The organism is Actinoplanes italicus (assembly GCF_003001815.1).
GTDB classification, from domain to species: Bacteria; Actinomycetota; Actinomycetes; order Mycobacteriales; family Micromonosporaceae; genus Actinoplanes; species Actinoplanes italicus.
Genome location: NZ_PVMZ01000041.1, coordinates 48,641 through 63,464, shown reverse-complemented (window position 1 = coordinate 63,464; position 14,824 = coordinate 48,641). Strand labels below are relative to the sequence as shown.

The 14,824-nt window shown below is 71.3% G+C and carries 16 protein-coding genes; 3 read left to right on the top strand and 13 right to left on the bottom strand.

What is annotated here, in order from left to right; all coding sequences use genetic code 11:
- Positions 1-264: 264 nt before the first annotated feature.
- Together CLV67_RS49125 and CLV67_RS49120 are read left to right on the top strand one after the other, a co-directional pair.
- Positions 265-582 carry a hypothetical protein gene (locus tag CLV67_RS49125; RefSeq protein ID WP_106330885.1) on the top strand — a complete coding sequence of 106 codons (318 nt, stop codon included), beginning with the start codon at positions 265-267 and terminating at the stop codon, positions 580-582.
- A gap of 11 nt (positions 583-593) precedes the next feature.
- Positions 594-1,862 carry a DUF6745 domain-containing protein gene (locus CLV67_RS49120; RefSeq protein WP_203737313.1) on the top strand — a complete coding sequence of 423 codons (1,269 nt, stop codon included), beginning with the start codon at positions 594-596 and terminating at the stop codon, positions 1,860-1,862.
- 250 nt (positions 1,863-2,112) lie between these two features.
- Here CLV67_RS49120 and CLV67_RS49115 read toward each other — a convergent pair whose 3' ends face one another.
- The 3 genes from CLV67_RS49115 to CLV67_RS49105 all read right to left on the bottom strand — a co-directional run bounded on the left by CLV67_RS49115 (position 2,113) and on the right by CLV67_RS49105 (position 4,422).
- Positions 2,113-3,324: an RNA polymerase sigma factor gene (locus CLV67_RS49115; RefSeq protein ID WP_239166547.1), complete on the bottom strand. Its 1,212-nt coding sequence runs from the start codon at positions 3,322-3,324 to the stop codon at positions 2,113-2,115.
- Between the two features lie 89 nt (positions 3,325-3,413).
- The gene (locus tag CLV67_RS49110) at positions 3,414-3,785 is read right to left on the bottom strand and encodes a YciI family protein (protein ID WP_106330884.1); all 372 of its coding nucleotides are present in this window, start codon (positions 3,783-3,785) and stop codon (positions 3,414-3,416) included.
- A 25-nt stretch (positions 3,786-3,810) separates the two neighbouring features.
- Entirely contained in the window at positions 3,811-4,422 is a 612-nt protein-coding gene (locus tag CLV67_RS49105) for a DUF998 domain-containing protein (RefSeq protein WP_106330883.1), read from the bottom strand.
- A 146-nt stretch (positions 4,423-4,568) separates the two neighbouring features.
- Here CLV67_RS49105 and CLV67_RS49100 point away from each other — a divergent pair, with 146 nt between their 5' ends.
- The gene (locus CLV67_RS49100) at positions 4,569-5,054 is read left to right on the top strand and encodes a hypothetical protein (protein ID WP_203737315.1); all 486 of its coding nucleotides are present in this window, start codon (positions 4,569-4,571) and stop codon (positions 5,052-5,054) included.
- Here CLV67_RS49100 and CLV67_RS49095 read toward each other — a convergent pair.
- From CLV67_RS49095 to CLV67_RS49050, 10 genes are all read right to left on the bottom strand, one after another.
- A complete protein-coding gene (locus tag CLV67_RS49095; protein WP_106330882.1) occupies positions 4,992-5,849 on the bottom strand; it encodes an STM4011 family radical SAM protein in 858 nt (285 codons plus the stop codon). The two genes, CLV67_RS49100 and CLV67_RS49095, sit on opposite strands and share 63 nt — an antisense overlap.
- Positions 5,846-7,147, bottom strand: a complete 1,302-nt coding sequence (locus tag CLV67_RS49090) for an STM4012 family radical SAM protein (protein WP_203737316.1) — start codon at positions 7,145-7,147, stop codon at positions 5,846-5,848. The genes CLV67_RS49095 and CLV67_RS49090 overlap by 4 nt, the downstream gene beginning before the upstream one ends.
- Entirely contained in the window at positions 7,144-7,941 is a 798-nt protein-coding gene (locus CLV67_RS49085; protein ID WP_170154306.1) for an STM4013/SEN3800 family hydrolase, read from the bottom strand. Before CLV67_RS49085 ends, CLV67_RS49090 begins: the two co-directional genes overlap by 4 nt.
- The gene (locus tag CLV67_RS49080; RefSeq protein WP_106330879.1) at positions 7,929-9,005 is read right to left on the bottom strand and encodes an STM4014 family protein; all 1,077 of its coding nucleotides are present in this window, start codon (positions 9,003-9,005) and stop codon (positions 7,929-7,931) included. Before CLV67_RS49080 ends, CLV67_RS49085 begins: the two co-directional genes overlap by 13 nt.
- Positions 9,005-9,931: an STM4015 family protein gene (locus CLV67_RS53040; protein ID WP_106330878.1), complete on the bottom strand. Its 927-nt coding sequence runs from the start codon at positions 9,929-9,931 to the stop codon at positions 9,005-9,007. Before CLV67_RS53040 ends, CLV67_RS49080 begins: the two co-directional genes overlap by 1 nt.
- Before the next feature lie 172 nt (positions 9,932-10,103).
- Positions 10,104-11,729, bottom strand: coding sequence for a sodium:solute symporter family protein (locus CLV67_RS49070; RefSeq protein ID WP_106330877.1), 1,626 nt, complete (start codon positions 11,727-11,729; stop codon positions 10,104-10,106).
- Positions 11,726-11,935: a DUF3311 domain-containing protein gene (locus CLV67_RS49065; protein WP_106330876.1), complete on the bottom strand. Its 210-nt coding sequence runs from the start codon at positions 11,933-11,935 to the stop codon at positions 11,726-11,728. The genes CLV67_RS49070 and CLV67_RS49065 overlap by 4 nt, the downstream gene beginning before the upstream one ends.
- 153 nt (positions 11,936-12,088) lie before the next feature.
- On the bottom strand, positions 12,089-12,442 hold the full coding sequence (locus CLV67_RS49060) for a PepSY domain-containing protein (RefSeq protein ID WP_106330875.1): 354 nt from the start codon (positions 12,440-12,442) through the stop codon (positions 12,089-12,091).
- Between the two features lie 87 nt (positions 12,443-12,529).
- Entirely contained in the window at positions 12,530-14,059 is a 1,530-nt protein-coding gene (locus CLV67_RS49055; protein WP_203737317.1) for a sensor histidine kinase, read from the bottom strand.
- Positions 14,052-14,729 carry a response regulator transcription factor gene (locus CLV67_RS49050; RefSeq protein ID WP_106330874.1) on the bottom strand — a complete coding sequence of 226 codons (678 nt, stop codon included), beginning with the start codon at positions 14,727-14,729 and terminating at the stop codon, positions 14,052-14,054. Before CLV67_RS49050 ends, CLV67_RS49055 begins: the two co-directional genes overlap by 8 nt.
- Between the last annotated feature and the right edge of the window lie 95 nt (positions 14,730-14,824).

Here is a 14,824-nt window from a genome sequence, read left to right as displayed (position 1 = left end):
ATCGCTTCTTTCCCACGCTCTCCATGATGCTGGACATCCTCCCGGAGACCCCAGGTCCCCTGATCTTGGATGTCCGTCAAAACGGGGCAGGCCCACCCCGGAAGTGCGGTCGAGCGGGTGCCTGCTGCCCTTCGTCCTGTCGTGCGCGGTCCGGTGCCGGTCGTTGTGGCGTGTTCCCACAGGTCGGGGCTGCCGCGGCCGAAAATGTCGTACCCCGGCGGTAGCGTGCCGCGCGTCAGGGTCGAACGGCGATCGGAGGGCCGGATGTACCGGCAGGGTGACGTGCTGATCATTCCGGTGGTGGAGACGGCGGTGCCCGCGTGCGCTCCGGTTCCACGTGACCGCCGCGGGCGGATGGTGCTGGCCCGGGGCGAGGCCACCGGACACGCCCACGTGGTCGGCGGCCCGGGGCTGCAGCTGCTCGCCGACCTCGACGACCCGGAGCGCATGTTCATCGACGTGCCGTCGCACGGGCGGGTCACCCACGAGGAGCACGGGCCGATCTCGCTGCCGTCCGGTCAATACCGGGTCGTTCGGCAGCGCGAATACATTCCGGGCGCGTTCCGCCCGGTCGCGGACTGAGGGGGAGCGCGATGAAGCTGAGCCACGCCCAGGAGGCGATGGCCGCCGCCATCGAGGACCAGTGGCTGGCCGCCGCGGTCCAGACCGGCGACGCGGATCGGACCGCCGCCGAAGAGGGCGTACGGACCGCGTATCGGCTGGCCGGCCTCCCGGCTCCGGAGCGGATCTACTGGTTCGGTTCCCCACGCGCCGGTGCTGCAGCGGTCGCCCTGCTGTCGAGTGCACCGTCCGGCGTCTCAGGAGCTTCCGCGGAGGCGCCGCTTGGTGTGGCCGAGGCTGCGGCGCCTGGTCTTCCCGCGGCGAGTGCCGGTGTGCCGGCTCAGTCGGTTGGTGCCGCTGACGCGGAGGCCGAGGTGCCCGGCTGGTTCGCTGAGGTGCGGGCCGAGCTGTCGCGTCAGGGCTGGACGCCCGGTGAGACTGCCGGGGCGTCGCTGCGGCGCCGTGTGCGGACCGAGCCGTGGGCGGCGGCCCGCAAGGCTGCCGTCGAGGCGCTCGGCAGTGACGGCTGGGCGCAGCTCAGCGCGGCGGCCGGCCGCCGTTCATGGGCTCTGGTGATGGACCTGATCGCGGGCCGCCTACGCCTGCGTCTCGGCGAGGACCTGGCCGCCGACTTCCCCGGCGACGAGGGCCGGGCCGTGCGGATGCCGGTGCTCGACGCCATCTACGGCCAGCACGACGGCACCTGGCTGTCCACGTTCGAGGCCGCCGACCGGCTGATCCCGGAGGCCGGCCTGATGACCGGTCTGACCGGTCTCGCCGAGGTGGCCAGGCACACCGGCTGGTGGTGGGCGAACGAACGGGTCGCCGTGCTGACCGAGCGACCAGTCACACTGACCCGGGACAACGTCGGCCGGCTGCACCGAGGTGAGGGCGCCGCCCTGGAGTTCCCGGACGGCTACGGTCTATGGGCCTGGCGCGGCATGCCGATCCCCGAGTCGCTGGCCGCCGACCTGCCCACCCTGACCGCCCGGCGTATCCGCCGCGAGGAGAACGCGGAGATCCGCCGGGTCATGCTGGAGCACTTCGGCTACGACCGGTACATGCGCGAGGTCGGCGCCCACAAGATGGGTTCCGACGAGACCGGCACCCTGTGGCGCGTGAACCTGGACGGCGACGAGCCCCTGGTGATGGTCGAGGTCGTCAACTCCACTCCCGAGCCCGACGGCACGAGCCGCGTCTACTGGCTACGCGTCCCACCCCGAACCCGCACCGCCCGCGAGGGCGTCGCCTGGACCTTCGGCCTCACCGCCGACGAATACCACCCTCTGGTCCAGACCTGACCGCGCCGGGCCGCGTCCCGGGAGGCTGGGCCGCGGGGCTGGCCGCTAGGCCGGTCGCGGGGCCGCCGGATCGCATGGCTGGTCGCCGGATCGCATGGCTGGTCGCCGGGTCGCGGGGCCGCCGGATCGCATGGCTGGTCGCCGGATCGCCTGGCTGGTCGCCGGGCTGCGGGATCGCATGGCTGGCTGCCGGGCTGTGGGGGCTGGCGGCCCGGCTGCCCATCGGTCCAGCCAGGCCTTCCGGTCGCGATCAATTAGCAGTCCCGGGCGGCGGGTCCAGGCGTTCGGCTCGGGTGATCAGGTAGCGCTGTTCGACCTCGTTGGCGGTCAGTGCGGCGGCTTCCCGGTACAGCGAGGCCGCGCGGGCAGGATCTCCGGTCTCCTCGGTGAGGTGCGCGCGGACGGTTCGTTCGCGGTGCCGGGTCAGCGGGTCGGTGTCCAGGTGGTGACGCTGATTCATCTGGTCCAGGAGGGCCAGGCCGCGTTGCGGACCGTACGCCCGAGCCACCGCGACCACCCGGCTCAACCGGACCGGCGGGCTCGGGGCGAGCCGCTCCAGCCAGACGTAGAGGACGGCGATCTGCGCCCAGTCGGTCCGGTCGGCGGCCGGTGCCGCGGCGTGCACGGCCGCGATGGCTGCCTGTAGCTGGTAGATACCCACCCGGCCGAGCGGCCAGACGCCGTCCAGCAGGGCGGTGCCCTCGGCGATCAGAGCCGGGTCCCACCGCGACCGATCCTGGTCCTCCCACGGGACCAGGCCGTCGACGCCGGTGCGGGCGCCCCGCCGGGCATCGGTGAGCAGCATCAACGCCAGCAACCCGCTCACCTCTACGTGCTCGGGCGCCAGCCGGTGCAGCATGCGGGTCAGCCGGATCGCCTCGGCGGTCAGGTCGACCCGGACGAGCCGGTCCCCGGACGATGCGGTGTGACCCTCGTTGAAGGTCAGGTACAGCACCCGCATCACGGCGTCGAACCGCTCCTCCCGGTCGGCATCGGTCGGCGGCGTGAATCGGGCCCCCGCTCGGATCAGCTGCTGCTTCGCGCGGCTGATCCGCGTACCCATCGTGTTCTCGGTCGTGCCGTAGGCATGCGCGATCTCCGCGGTCGTCAGCCCGCCCACCGCGCGCAGCGTGAGCGCCACCTGCGAGTTCGCGCCGAGCGCCGGGTGACAGCACAACAGCAGCAGCGTGAGGCTGTCATCGGTCTCCTGCACAGCGGGTGCTGCTTCGGTGAACGCCGCATGCATCTCGCGCCGGCGCCGGGCCTGGTCGGCCCGGAGCAGGTCGACCATCTTGCGGTAGGCGATCCGGATCAGCCAGCTGCGCGGATTCTCCGGAATTCCATCGGCCGGCCACACCCGGCTCGCCACCAGCAGCGCCTCCTGCACGGCGTCCTCCGCCACGTCGAAGTGGCCGAGGCGGCGCACCAGCGCCCCGAGTACCTGGGGCGCCTCCGCCCGCAACAGGCCTTCAATGCCGGGCCGGCGTCCGGCTGGGCCTGACCTAACGTCGCCCGGTGTCGCCGCTTCTCGGGGCGGCTCGGCGGAGCGGATCACCCGGGGAAGTCCGCGCACAGGATCGGGCGTACCTCGATCGGCTCGCCCAGCACCTCGACGATCCGGGAGGCGATCTCGACGGCCCGCTCATGGCCGGACACGTCGATCACCGCGAAGCTGGCGAGGACTTCCTTGAGCTCGGCGAACGGCCCGTCCGTGGCCACCGTCCCGGCCTCGGTGCGGCGGACGGTGGTGCTGACCGCCGGGTGGCCGAGGCCCTCGCTGGAGACGAATTCCCCGGACTCCGTCAGCTCACGCTCGAACTGCTGGTAGGCAGCGAACGCGGCCTGCGCCTCCGGTGAGTCCATGCCGGAACCGGCGGCATCCCACGCCGCGGCCGGTGTGTATCCGAGCAGCAGATACTTCATGTCCGGTTCCTTTCCGCCCGGCTCGTCACGCTACGCGCGGACGCAGGGCCAGCGCGAGACCGGTGACCCAGCCGAACGCCACGACACCGGTCAGCGCCAGTTGAACGCTCATGTGCTCGGGGGACATCGGCAGCAGCAGGACCAGCGCGGTCACACCGCTGAGCGTCGCCGGTAGTACGGCGCGACGGCGGGCGCAGCGGACGGTCACCACGATCGCGGCGACGGCCAGGGCGGCGAACGCCAGGACGTTCGCGGTTCCGTGGACGATGCCGTGCCAGGAGACCGGTGCGACGGGCTCCTCGGGCGCGCCGGCAGGGAAGCCGTTGACCGGGTCGGTCGGGAACACCCCGGCGAGGATCATCCCGGCCCCGAAGACGGCGATCGCGATCGGCAGCGCCCGCCGGCCGACGCCCTCGGTCACGGTCCGGCGCAGGCCCGCCGCCAGCGCCAGGCCGCCGAGCCCGGTGACGACGAACGTGACGACCTGGATCCAGCCGAGCGGGCCGTTGGCGAGCTGGCTGAGGGCGTGCCGGGTGATGTCGAAGTCCTCGACGACGGCCATCTGGCACACCGCCGAGGCGAAGAAGACCGGGCCGGCGAGGGCTCCGGCGAGAAACATGCGGTCGTACGAATCCATGGCTCCTCCTGGGTCTTTGCCGCTACCTCGGAGCCGGCGCACGGATCTCGACAGACTCGGCTGTGACTCAGGCCACATGGCCGCCGTGTCGAGGGTGGCCGCCCCGCTCCGAGGTAGCGGCGAAACACCGACCCGAGGAGGACGAGATGAACGAGATGCGGGCATTCGACCGGCTGGCCGGCACGTGGAAGGTCACCGGCGGCGCCGAGGGGGTCGTCCGTTACGCATGGATGGACGGCGGATTCTTCCTGCTGCAGCACGTCGACCTGGTGCACGACGGCCGGCGGATCAGCGGCATGGAGGTGATCGGACACCTGCACCCGTTCGGCGAGCCGGTCGGCGACGACGTCGTGTCCCGGTTCTACGACACGCAGGGCAACACGCTCGACTACGTCTACGAGATCGACGAGCACATGCTGACGATCTGGGGTGGCGCCAAGGGGAGTCCGGCCTGCTACCGGGGCGCCATCGACGCCGATGGCACCACGATCACCGGCGGCTGGACATATCCGGGTGGCGGCTACACCACGACCATGGTCCGTGTACGGCCGTCGACCGCACCGCAGCCGTCAGGTCAGGGGCCAGACAGCGGGGATGCGTTCGAGCAGCCCGTCGGCGTACACATCGCGTAGCCCCAGCGGCTTGAGGTGCACGTACCCGATATGGCAGTCGCAGAGGGAGTTGGTGCACGCGCGTGGTCGCAGTGCCGTGCGCCAGCTCCCGTCGTAGAGGTTGCCGATCGGGGTCTTGATGAAATGGCAGCGGCGGACCGTGCCGTCGCCGAGGACCGAGATCGCGTTCTCACCGGCGTGACAGGGCACTCCCAGTGACGCGTGCGGGCGGACGCTGTCACCGAATCGCGGGTCGAGAGCCGTCCAGCGTCGCTCCTCGTCGGCACTGTAGAGGTGCCCCTCGGCCGCGTTGATCCACAGGTAGACCTCCGGTGGCAGCGCGGCCCGCAGCGCCACGGCCTCGTCGTGGTGCTCGGGCAGGCCGACGACACCGACCGAGAAGCGGACACCGAGCGACAGCAGCTCCCGGCAGCGGACAAGGAACCTGTCCCGGGTCACCTGGCCCGGATGGTAGGTGGCCCACAATGCCGCGACCTGGGGGTTCGCCTCGGCGAGCCAGCCGGTGCGAGCGGCGAGATTGGTCTGGACGGCGACCCGTGCCACGTGCGGGAGGTGTGACAGGCGGACGATCGTGTCCCGATACCAGGACCGGGTCAGGGCTTCACCCCACGGGGTGAACAGCACCGACAGCCGACGGTCGGTGGTCGCCTCCACCCAGCCTGCGAAGCGTTCCAGGTCGGCGCGGTCGGCCCGCAGCAGTTCCGGCGGGTCGACCCGCTTGGCGAACGGGCAGTACGGGCAGTCGTAGTTGCAGCTGGCCAGCGGCCCGCGATAGAGCACGTAGAGATCGTTCATCGCGGGACGTAGCTTCCCATCGCCTCACGGACCTCGCCGGAGACCAGCCAGGGGCCGATGGCGTCGGAGTGGTCCAGTCCTGACGCGGTGAGCACGGTCCTGTCCTCGTTCAGCCAGCCACGATCGATCAGCTCGGTGAGCTGCGGGAAGTCGTCCGTGTGCGGCGTGCCGAATCGTTCCGTGTACGCGGTCGCGTCGACGCCTTGGGCGCGCAGCAGCGACTTGAGCAGCCAGCGGCGGCGCTGTTCGACGGCGTCGAGCCGGAAGCCGAACTCGGCGTAGCGGAAGTCGCCGGCCGGCCGGGACAGAAAGTCGTCGATGACCGCGCGGACCTCGGGAACGGCCACCGCGTAGTCGAACGAGTAGTGCAGATCGCTCGTGTACGAACGCGCGCCGCACCCCAGTCCGACCATCCCGTCGTCCTGGCAGCAGTAGTCCGGCCCGTCGGGCACCGGTGCGTCGGCCCGGCGGAACTGCCGCATCGAGTGGCGGACGTATCCGGCGGCGGTCAGCACCTCGACAGCCTGCCGGTACAGCTGGAGCCGCTGCCGGTCCCAGTCGGCGCGGGCGTGGGCGCGGCGGCCCAGCCCGGTCAGCGGCCGTACGTACAGCGGATAGAGGTACAGCTCCTCGGGCGACCAGCGCAGCGCCTCGTCGAGGGAGTGCTGCCACGTCTCGGCTGTCTGCCCGTCGATGCCGTAGATGAGGTCGACGTTGAGGACCGGGATCCGCGCGTCCCTGATCGCCTGCAAGGCGCCCATCACCTCGGGGAGCCGCTGTGGCCGCCCGGCCGCGTGCGCCTCGGTGTCCAGGAAGCTCTGCACGCCGATGCTGATCCGGGTCGTCCCGTGCGCGGCGAGAACGGCCAGGCGGTCCGGTGTCGCGGTGGCCGGGGACGTCTCCACCGACAACGGCACCGACGGAGCGCCGAAGGTTTCGCCGAGGATCGCGAACAGCGACTCGAGCTCCGGCGCGGTCAGGTAGGTCGGTGTCCCACCGCCGATCGCGAGACGAGAGAACGACGCCGCCGGGTCGAGGCTGTCGCGGACCGCGCCCGCCTGCCGGCGCAGCTGGGCGAGGTAGGCGGTCACCTGTTCGGCGGGTGGGTTCGCCCTGGTGAACAGGTTGCAGAAGCCGCAACGCATCTCACAGAACGGCAGGTGCACGTACCCGAAGAGGGAATGCTGTGGCTCGGCCGCCCAGACGTCCCGCAGAAGCGGCCGTGGTTCGAGGCGCCGGTAGGCGGTCTTGTGGGGGTAGGCGTAGAGGTAACCCTGATAGGGCGAGTCGAGGTTCACCGGGCGTCCAGGATGAAGTCGGCGTACGGGACCGTCCACACGGCCTCGTGAGCGACGCGGTGGCCGGTGTGGCCGTCCTCGCCGTAGAGGGTGCCATGGTCGGAGCAGATGATCACCTGGCAGGGGCGTCCCCGGCCGGTGACCAGGGTGAACAGGCGATCCAGGCGGCCGTCCACGTACTCCAGCGCGGCGGCGTGGGTCGACAGGTCGTCGGACTCGGCGCCGGGGACGTAGTGGCGGTTCGGCTGGTGCAGCGCGGCCACGTTGACGAACGTGAACAATGGACGCTCCGGTGGCAGGCCGTCGACGATGGTCTCCAGGCGGTCGAGCTGGGCGTCGAGACAGCCGGGAGTGGTGACGCCGAACGCCCGCTCCCAATGTGCCTCGGTGAACAGGCCGGGCAGCACCCGTCCCAGTGGCGCGGAGGGGTTGAAGAAGCCGACGCCGCCCAGGCAGACGGTGTGGTAGCCGGCCGCGGCGAGTGCGGTGGGCAGATCCGGGGCGTCGAAGACATACGTCCCGGGGCCGCTGGTCTCGCTCCCACCGAATCGGGCCGCGAACATCCGCTCGTGCGGGCCCGGCGTCACCGGCGTCGGCAGGAACCCGGCGAAGAAGGCGTGATGGGCGGCGTAGGTGAAACTCGCCGGGGTGTGCCGCCGCTCCCACACACCATCGGGCAGGACCTTGGCCAGGTACGGCGTGCGCCCGCCCGCCAGGCACTCGGCCGCCACGTCGTACCGCAGTGTGTCAAGCGTGACGAACAGCAGGTCATGACTCCCGATCAACTCGCGCACGCCACACCCGCCCATCCGCCGGCCAGGGCCGAGACCTGGGTGTCGTAGGTGTCCAGGCCGTCCACCAGGACCCGCGGCAGCAGGTCGCCGAACGCGTTGACCTCGGCCACCGCGTGGTCGCGCCAGCCGCTGCGGAACATCAGGTCCACGCCGGCCTGCAGCGTCCCCGGGAAACACGCGGCGGCCCGCGCGCACGTCTCCATGGCCGCGGCCCAGGCCGGCTCACCGGCCGCGGCGCGGACCGCCTCCACGTCGCCGCGCGCGTTGCCCAGGTGCAGGTTCGTCATGGGGGAGCTGCTGGTGCGGACGACCACGTGCCGGGGCGCCCCGGCGATCACGACGACCCGCAGGTCGAGCGTCCGGTCGTCGAGGGTGGCTTTCGGGAACCAGCGTTCGACGTGGAGCCCGTCCGGTCCCAGCCGGTCGACGATCGCACGGACCGGGGTTTCGTCGTCGTACCGGCGTACCCGAAGGTTGTTGAAGAGCTTGTCGCCGTTGAGCTCCACCGACGTGATCGCGGTGACCCGCCGCCCGGCCGCGGTCAGCGCGATCACCCCGGACGCCGACGAGCCGTGTGAGGGTTTGACGAAGACGCGGCCCCAGCCAGCCTCCGTCATGGCGGCGCGCAGCGAGTCGTAGTCGTGCACGGGGGCGAGCGCGGGCGGCACCGGGACACCCGAGGCGGCCAGCAGAGCGTGGCAGCGCGGCTTGTCGGTCATGGCGAGGATGTCGTCGGGCTGGTTGAGCAGCCGCCCGCCACCGGCCTCGACCCGTCGCAGCGCCTCCCGCAGACCCGCGAACGCCGCCGCCGTCCCGACGATCTCACCGTGCTCGGCCGGACTCGCGGGCCGGCGCTCGCCGAGCTCGCGCAGCAGCCGGTCGACCTCGGTGTTCTCCCCGGGGGAGTCGATCCGCACGTGGGTGCCCGGGCCCGGAACCCGGCCGGAGAGCAGCACATCGCGCCATGCATACACTTCCGGCCCGGGCAGTCCGGCCCGCAGCACGGCCTCGGTGAACAGGGCGACCCGGCGGTTCTCCGGGTTTCCGACGACGGCGAGACGCACTACTCGGACACCGCCGTGTAGCGGCCCCACTCCTCTTCCTCCTGCCGCTTGGCGACGTCGACCTCCACCCCGGGAAGCTCGTCGACCAGCCGCTGGGCCATCTCCTTCGACATGAAGTGGTGGCGCAGTTTCAGCGACCGCAGGTGGGTCAGCGGCTGCCCGGCCAGCAGGGTCTCGGCGCCGGTGTCGCCGAGCACGCCCATCGACAGGTCGAGATCGGTGATCCGGGCGACGATCGGCGCGGCGGCGACGGCCGCGGCGAGCTCGTCGGCGATCTCGGCGTTGCGCAGACCGAGGTAGGTGAGCGACGGCAGGGATCGCCCGGCCAGAATCGGGGCCAGGTCGTCGGCGCGGGCATCGCCGCCGTACTCGTCGACGCCCAGCCAGAGCTCCAGGTGCGTCAGATGGGGGAGGTCGCTTGCGCCGACGGCCCGGATCACCTCGGCGGGCAGGCCGCCCGACTGCAGGACCAGCTCGCGCAGGCTCTCGTGGCCGACCGGTTTCATCTCGAGGCCTTCGCCGCCGCGCACCCATAGGCGCTCCAGCGCCGGGAACGTCTCCAGCACGGGCGTGATGTCCTCCTGATGGATCCAGGAGATCTCGCACTGCTCACCGGTCATCTCACCGACGAACAGCGACCGGAGCGCGGTCAGCCGTGAGGCGTTGCGGACCAGCAGATCGTAGGGGAACGAGGTGTCGTAGGCCGACCCCCACTCGCCGATGATCAGCGCGGTGGGGCCGGCCGGTCCGGTGCGTTTCAACACCTTCTCGAAGGCGGCCTCGAGCTCCTCGGGGTCGGCCTCGAAGTCCTCCAGGTCGATCCGCCAGGCCACCGTGGACGGATCGTCGGGCAGCTTTTTCTTCTTCGTGTCGACGTCGACGACGGGCAGGCCCGCAAAGGTCTTCAGCTTCTTGTAAATGCCCACGGGACTCCCTTGGCCGCGCGTAGTGACGCCTTCGCCGAACAGTGCCGAGAACCTAGCAGCACCCACCGACACTTTCGCGAGCCGCGTAACAGCCGCCCGCCGCGGGGCCGAGGCCCGAGGCCGGCAGCGCGTCAGTGCGGACGCCGCCGGGCGCCCGGACGGCAGCGGGTGCTCAACCGACGCTCTCCCGGCGCTCGGCCGCGGTGGGCAGGCCGTCGATCAGCTCGTCGAGCCGCTTGAGGTACGGGTCGCCCGCGTCGGCCAGGTAGTCGTCGGGCCGGGTCAGGTCGCGGCCCTCAGCCGCCCCGGCGGCCTTCAGCAACAGCGTCAGAGCCGCCGTGACCAGCAGGTTGACCGCCAGGGCGACGATGCCGACGTAGATGGTACGGCCGTCACCGAGCGACCAGCTGGCTCCGCCGAAGTGCTCGGCGACGACCCGGCCGGTCGCGTCCAGTTTCGGGATGTCCCACATCAGCACCAGGCCGACCGCCAGGCCGCTGAGCAGCCCGGCGGCCAGGGCGACGCGATGGAACCAGCCGGTGAGCAGGCCGAGGAAGACCGCCGGGATGGTCTGCAGGATCAGCACACCGCCGATCAGCTGCAGGTCGACGGAGAACGCCGGGTCGACGGCGAGGATCAGGCCGGCCGCGCCGAACTTGACGAACAGCGACATCCACCGGCTCGTCCAGGCCTCGGCCGCGGGCGACGCGCCGGGCCGCAGATAGGTGCGGTACAGGCTGCGGGTGAAGGTGTTGGCCGCGGCGATCGACATGACCGCGGCCGGGATCAGGGCGGCGATGCTCAGGGCCGCGTACGCGATCCCTGCCGACCATGCCGGGAAGTACTCGTGGATCATCCGGGGCACCACGGTGTTGAGGTCGCCGTCGGCCGGGGTGACCCCTTGGGCCAGGGCGAAGAACCCGAGCAGGGCCATCACCGCGAGCGCCGCGCAGTAGACGGGCAGGGCGGCCGCGTTGCGGCGGACCGTGTCGCGGTCCTTCGCCGCGAGCATCCCGACCAGCGCGTGCGGGTAGGCGAAGATCGCCAGCGCCGACCCGATGACCAGGGTGAGGAAGCCGAGGTGCCCGGTCTCCGGCAGCAGCAGTCCGTCTGCCGGGTTCGGGCTGGCGGCGAACCGGACGGCCGCGATCCGGAATGTGCTGCCCCAGCCGCCGTACATGGCCACCATCAGCACCGCGGTCAGCAGCATCCAGCCGAGCAGCACGTCCTTGACCACGGAGAGCAGCGCGGGCGCGCGCAGCCCGGAGCGGAACGTGCACACCGACACCAAGGTCACCGCGGCCAGCAGCGGCCACTCGCCGCCGAACCCGATGGTCCGCAGAACCGCCTGCAGGGAGATGAGCTGCACCGCGACATACGGAATGGTGGCGAGGATGCCGGTGATGGCGACAAGCGCGCCGAGGCCCGGTGAGCCGAACCGGGCGGCGGCGAACTCGCTGTGGGTCAGAAAGCCGTGCCGGCGCGCCACCGACCAGGCCCGGGTCGTGAAGTAGAAGGTCAGCGGGGTGGTGACGATCGCGAACGGCACGGCGAACCAGCCGATCGCGCCGACGCCGTAGGTGAGCGCCGGCACGGCGATGAACGTGTACGCGCTGTACATGCTGCCGCCGAGCAGGAACCAGATGGTCCAGTTGCCGAACGCCCGCCCGCCGACACTCCACTCCTCGATGTCGTAGGGGTCGGCGGGCCGGCGCCAGCGGGCCGCACCGAACCCGACCAGCACGACCAGCGTCATCAGCGCCAGGAACACGCCGACCTCGATCTCCCGGTCGGTCATGGCCGGTCTCCCCGGGTGGCCAGGTAGACCACCGTGATGACGACCGTCGCGAGCAGTGCGCAGGCGAACTGGTACCAGAAGAAGAACGGCACGCCCAGCAGGGTGGGCTCGATCCGATTGGTGAACGGGGTCAGCAGTGGCGCTGCCGTGGGTATCAGCAGCAGCCACTGCCAATGGCGGGAACGGGAACGGGCATGTGCGGCCATCGGTATCTCCCGGCGTCGTGCGGCGCGGCGATGAGCCGCCCTGTCCGGCCACGGCGAAGGAGAACGCGCGGAACTATTAGCACTGCAAGTGCCGAAACCGTGAAGATTGTTTTACCCGCCCGCTTCCAAATAGGAAAGACCCCGATCCGACAATCAGTCGTCGTCCTCCGCGTCGTTGTCATCGGCGTCGTCCTCGGTGTCCGCGGTCTTGGTCAGCACCTTGAACGTGTTGTCCAGGTCGATGTCCCACTCCTGACCGGCTGGGTCACGAACCTCGGCCTCGTAGGCGACGCCCTTGTCGTCGGACGCCTCGACCTCGAGGATCGTCCCGCCCGCGACGGCGGCGAGCACGGCGGACTCCGCCGACGAGCGCTCCTGGGCGCTCAGGACACGATCGTCATCCGGCCCGCTGTCCGCATTCGCCGCGGTGGCCCACACCGCTCCACCCGTGCCCAGGGCGGCGACGATGGCCACACCCGCGATGACGGTGCGCTTGCTGGTCTTCATGAGCTGTGCCCTTCTCGTGGTGATCGGTTACGGCCACAGCTTGCGCCGCGGTCCCTGAATCTCACCTGAACGCGGCTGAAGACCTTTTCAGGAACCCGGCAGCCGTACGACGAAACGGGCCCCACCCAGCGCGGACGTGCCGATGCCGACCGTCCCGCCGTGCGCGGACACGATCTCCCGGACGATCGCCAGCCCCAGCCCGCTCCCGCCGGCGTCCCGGTCCCGCGCCTCGTCGAGCCGCACGAAGCGCTCGAACACCCGCTCGCGCTCGCTCTCGGGAATCCCGGCCCCGTCGTCCTCGACGACGAGCGTCACCCCCTCGCCACCACGGCCGCCGGCACCGGCGTCACCCGGCCCGCCGCTGCCGGTGCGGACTGCGACCGCCACCGTGCCCTGTGCGTGGCGGGCCGCGTTGTCGACCAGGTTGCGGACCACCTGAGCCAGCGCCGTCCGGTCCCCGCGCACCCGTCCCGCCCCGACCCCGGACGCGTCGACCGTCAGCCCGGCCCGGCGTATCCGCCGCGCCTCGGCCAGAACCAGGTCGTCGACGTCCACGTCCTGTGGCTCCCGTACACCGGCCCCGCCGGTTCTGGTGAGCAGCAGCAGCTGTTCCACCAGCCGTTCCATCCGCGCGGCCTCCTCCAGCACCGCCTCGGCCAGCTCGCCCTCGGGCAGCGCGCCGGGATGGGTCCGGGCCACCTCGGCCGCCTGCCGGATGCCGGCCAGCGGTGACCGCAGCTCGTGCGAGGCGTCGGCGACGAACCGCTGCTGCCGGTCGCGGGAGTCCTGCAGGCGGGCCAGCATCCGGTTCATCGTGGCCGCCAGCCGGTGGATCTCGTCTCGGGCCACCGGCGTGGGCACCCGCCGGTCCAGCCGCTCGCCGGTGATCTCCTCGACCTCCCGGCGGATCCGCTCGACCGGCGCGAGCGCGCCGGTCACCACCACCCAGGTCACCCCTCCGACCAGGACGAGCACACCCAGAACCCCGATCACGAGGGGTGTGACCAGCGCCCTCGTGGCATCGCCGACCTCGTCCAGGGACGCCTCGACCACCACGGTGTAGGGCCCGGCGTCCTCGGTGACGCGAAGGTACGGCTGGTCCTCGTCATCGTCCGCCGGTGAAGCCAGGACGACCGTGCCGGCGGCATCCAGAACCCGCCACCGCATGTCCTCATCGTCGTCCTCGTCTGACAGGTCCGACTCGTCGGTGCCGCTGGAGGAGGCGGCGCCGGAGGAGGGGGCTCTGGACGGGGAGGGGGCGCCGGAGGGCAGAGGGGCGCCGGAGGGGAGAGGGGCGCCGGAGGGGAGAGGGGCGCCGGAGGGGAGAGGGGCGCCGGAGGGGGGAAGGGCGCCGGAGGGGTGAAGGGCGCCGCCCGGAAGGACGGTGTCGGGGGAGGAGGAAGGGAAAACGGCGGACGGGGAGGCGGCGGGCAGGCCGGAGGCGGAGATCTGGGCGGCGAGGGCGGACGCCCGTCGCTCGGCCATGTCCTCGATCCCGCCGCGCATCGACTCCCGGGTCAGCAGGACCAGGGTCCCCGCGCCGATGGCCAGCATGATCGCCATGACCAGCACGGCGAGACCCGTGGTCCGCAGCCGGATCGAGGCGCGTTCAACCACCGTCGCCGCCCAGGCGGTAACCGGCTCCGCGGACGGTCTGGATCGCCTCCCGGCCGAACGGGCGGTCGATCTTGTTGCGCAGGTGCCGCACATAGACCTCGACGATGTTCGGATCCCCGTCGAAGTCCGCGTCCCACACGGCGTCCAGAATTCGCTGCTTGGAGACGACGTCACCGGTGTTGCGGGCCAGGAACTCGAGCAACGCGAACTCCCGCGCCGTCAGCTCGATCTCGCTCTCGCCCCGCCAGGCCCTCCGCGCGGCCGGATCGATCCGCAGATCACCGGCGGTCAGCTCGACCGGCCGCTCACGGGCGCCGCGCCGGGCCACCGCACGCAGCCGGGCCACCAGGACCGGATAGGAGAACGGCTTCGTCAGATAGTCGTCGGCGCCGGTGTCCAGACCCTCGACCTGATCCCACTCGCCGTCCTTGGCGGTCAGCATCACGATCGGAGTCCAATTCTCCTCGGCGCGCAGTGCGGCGCAGACCTGATAGCCGTTGAGCTTGGGCAGCATCAGGTCGAGAACGATCACGTCGTAATCGTTCTCCCTGGCCAGCCACAATCCGTCGACGCCGTCCGAAGCGACGTCGACCGCGAAGCCCTCGGCCTCCAGGCCCACCCGGAGCGACCAGGCGAGCCGTTTCTCGTCCTCGACGACGAGTACACGCATGGCGACCATCCTTACCCAGGAATACTGAAACCCGGCTGAACGACCCGGCTGACGCTCGGAGGTCCGAAGCCGCTAACGTCGTGAGGGTTTCGGCG

Excerpts from the sequence above, each read along its gene's own strand:
- CLV67_RS49105 (WP_106330883.1), bottom strand. The coding sequence starts at position 4,422 with ATGGATTCGTACGACCGCATGTTTCTCGCCGGAGCCCTCGCCGGCCCG.
- CLV67_RS49060 (WP_106330875.1), bottom strand. The coding sequence starts at position 12,442 with ATGAAGACCAGCAAGCGCACCGTCATCGCGGGTGTGGCCATCGTCGCC.
- CLV67_RS49120 (WP_203737313.1), top strand. The coding sequence starts at position 594 with ATGAAGCTGAGCCACGCCCAGGAGGCGATGGCCGCCGCCATCGAGGAC.
- CLV67_RS49050 (WP_106330874.1), bottom strand. The coding sequence starts at position 14,729 with ATGCGTGTACTCGTCGTCGAGGACGAGAAACGGCTCGCCTGGTCGCTC.
- CLV67_RS49110 (WP_106330884.1), bottom strand. The coding sequence starts at position 3,785 with ATGAAGTATCTGCTGCTCGGATACACACCGGCCGCGGCGTGGGATGCC.
- CLV67_RS49070 (WP_106330877.1), bottom strand. The coding sequence starts at position 11,729 with ATGACCGACCGGGAGATCGAGGTCGGCGTGTTCCTGGCGCTGATGACG.
- CLV67_RS49100 (WP_203737315.1), top strand. The coding sequence starts at position 4,569 with ATGAACGAGATGCGGGCATTCGACCGGCTGGCCGGCACGTGGAAGGTC.
- CLV67_RS49125 (WP_106330885.1), top strand. The coding sequence starts at position 265 with ATGTACCGGCAGGGTGACGTGCTGATCATTCCGGTGGTGGAGACGGCG.
- CLV67_RS49095 (WP_106330882.1), bottom strand. The coding sequence starts at position 5,849 with ATGAACGATCTCTACGTGCTCTATCGCGGGCCGCTGGCCAGCTGCAAC.
- CLV67_RS49065 (WP_106330876.1), bottom strand. The coding sequence starts at position 11,935 with ATGGCCGCACATGCCCGTTCCCGTTCCCGCCATTGGCAGTGGCTGCTG.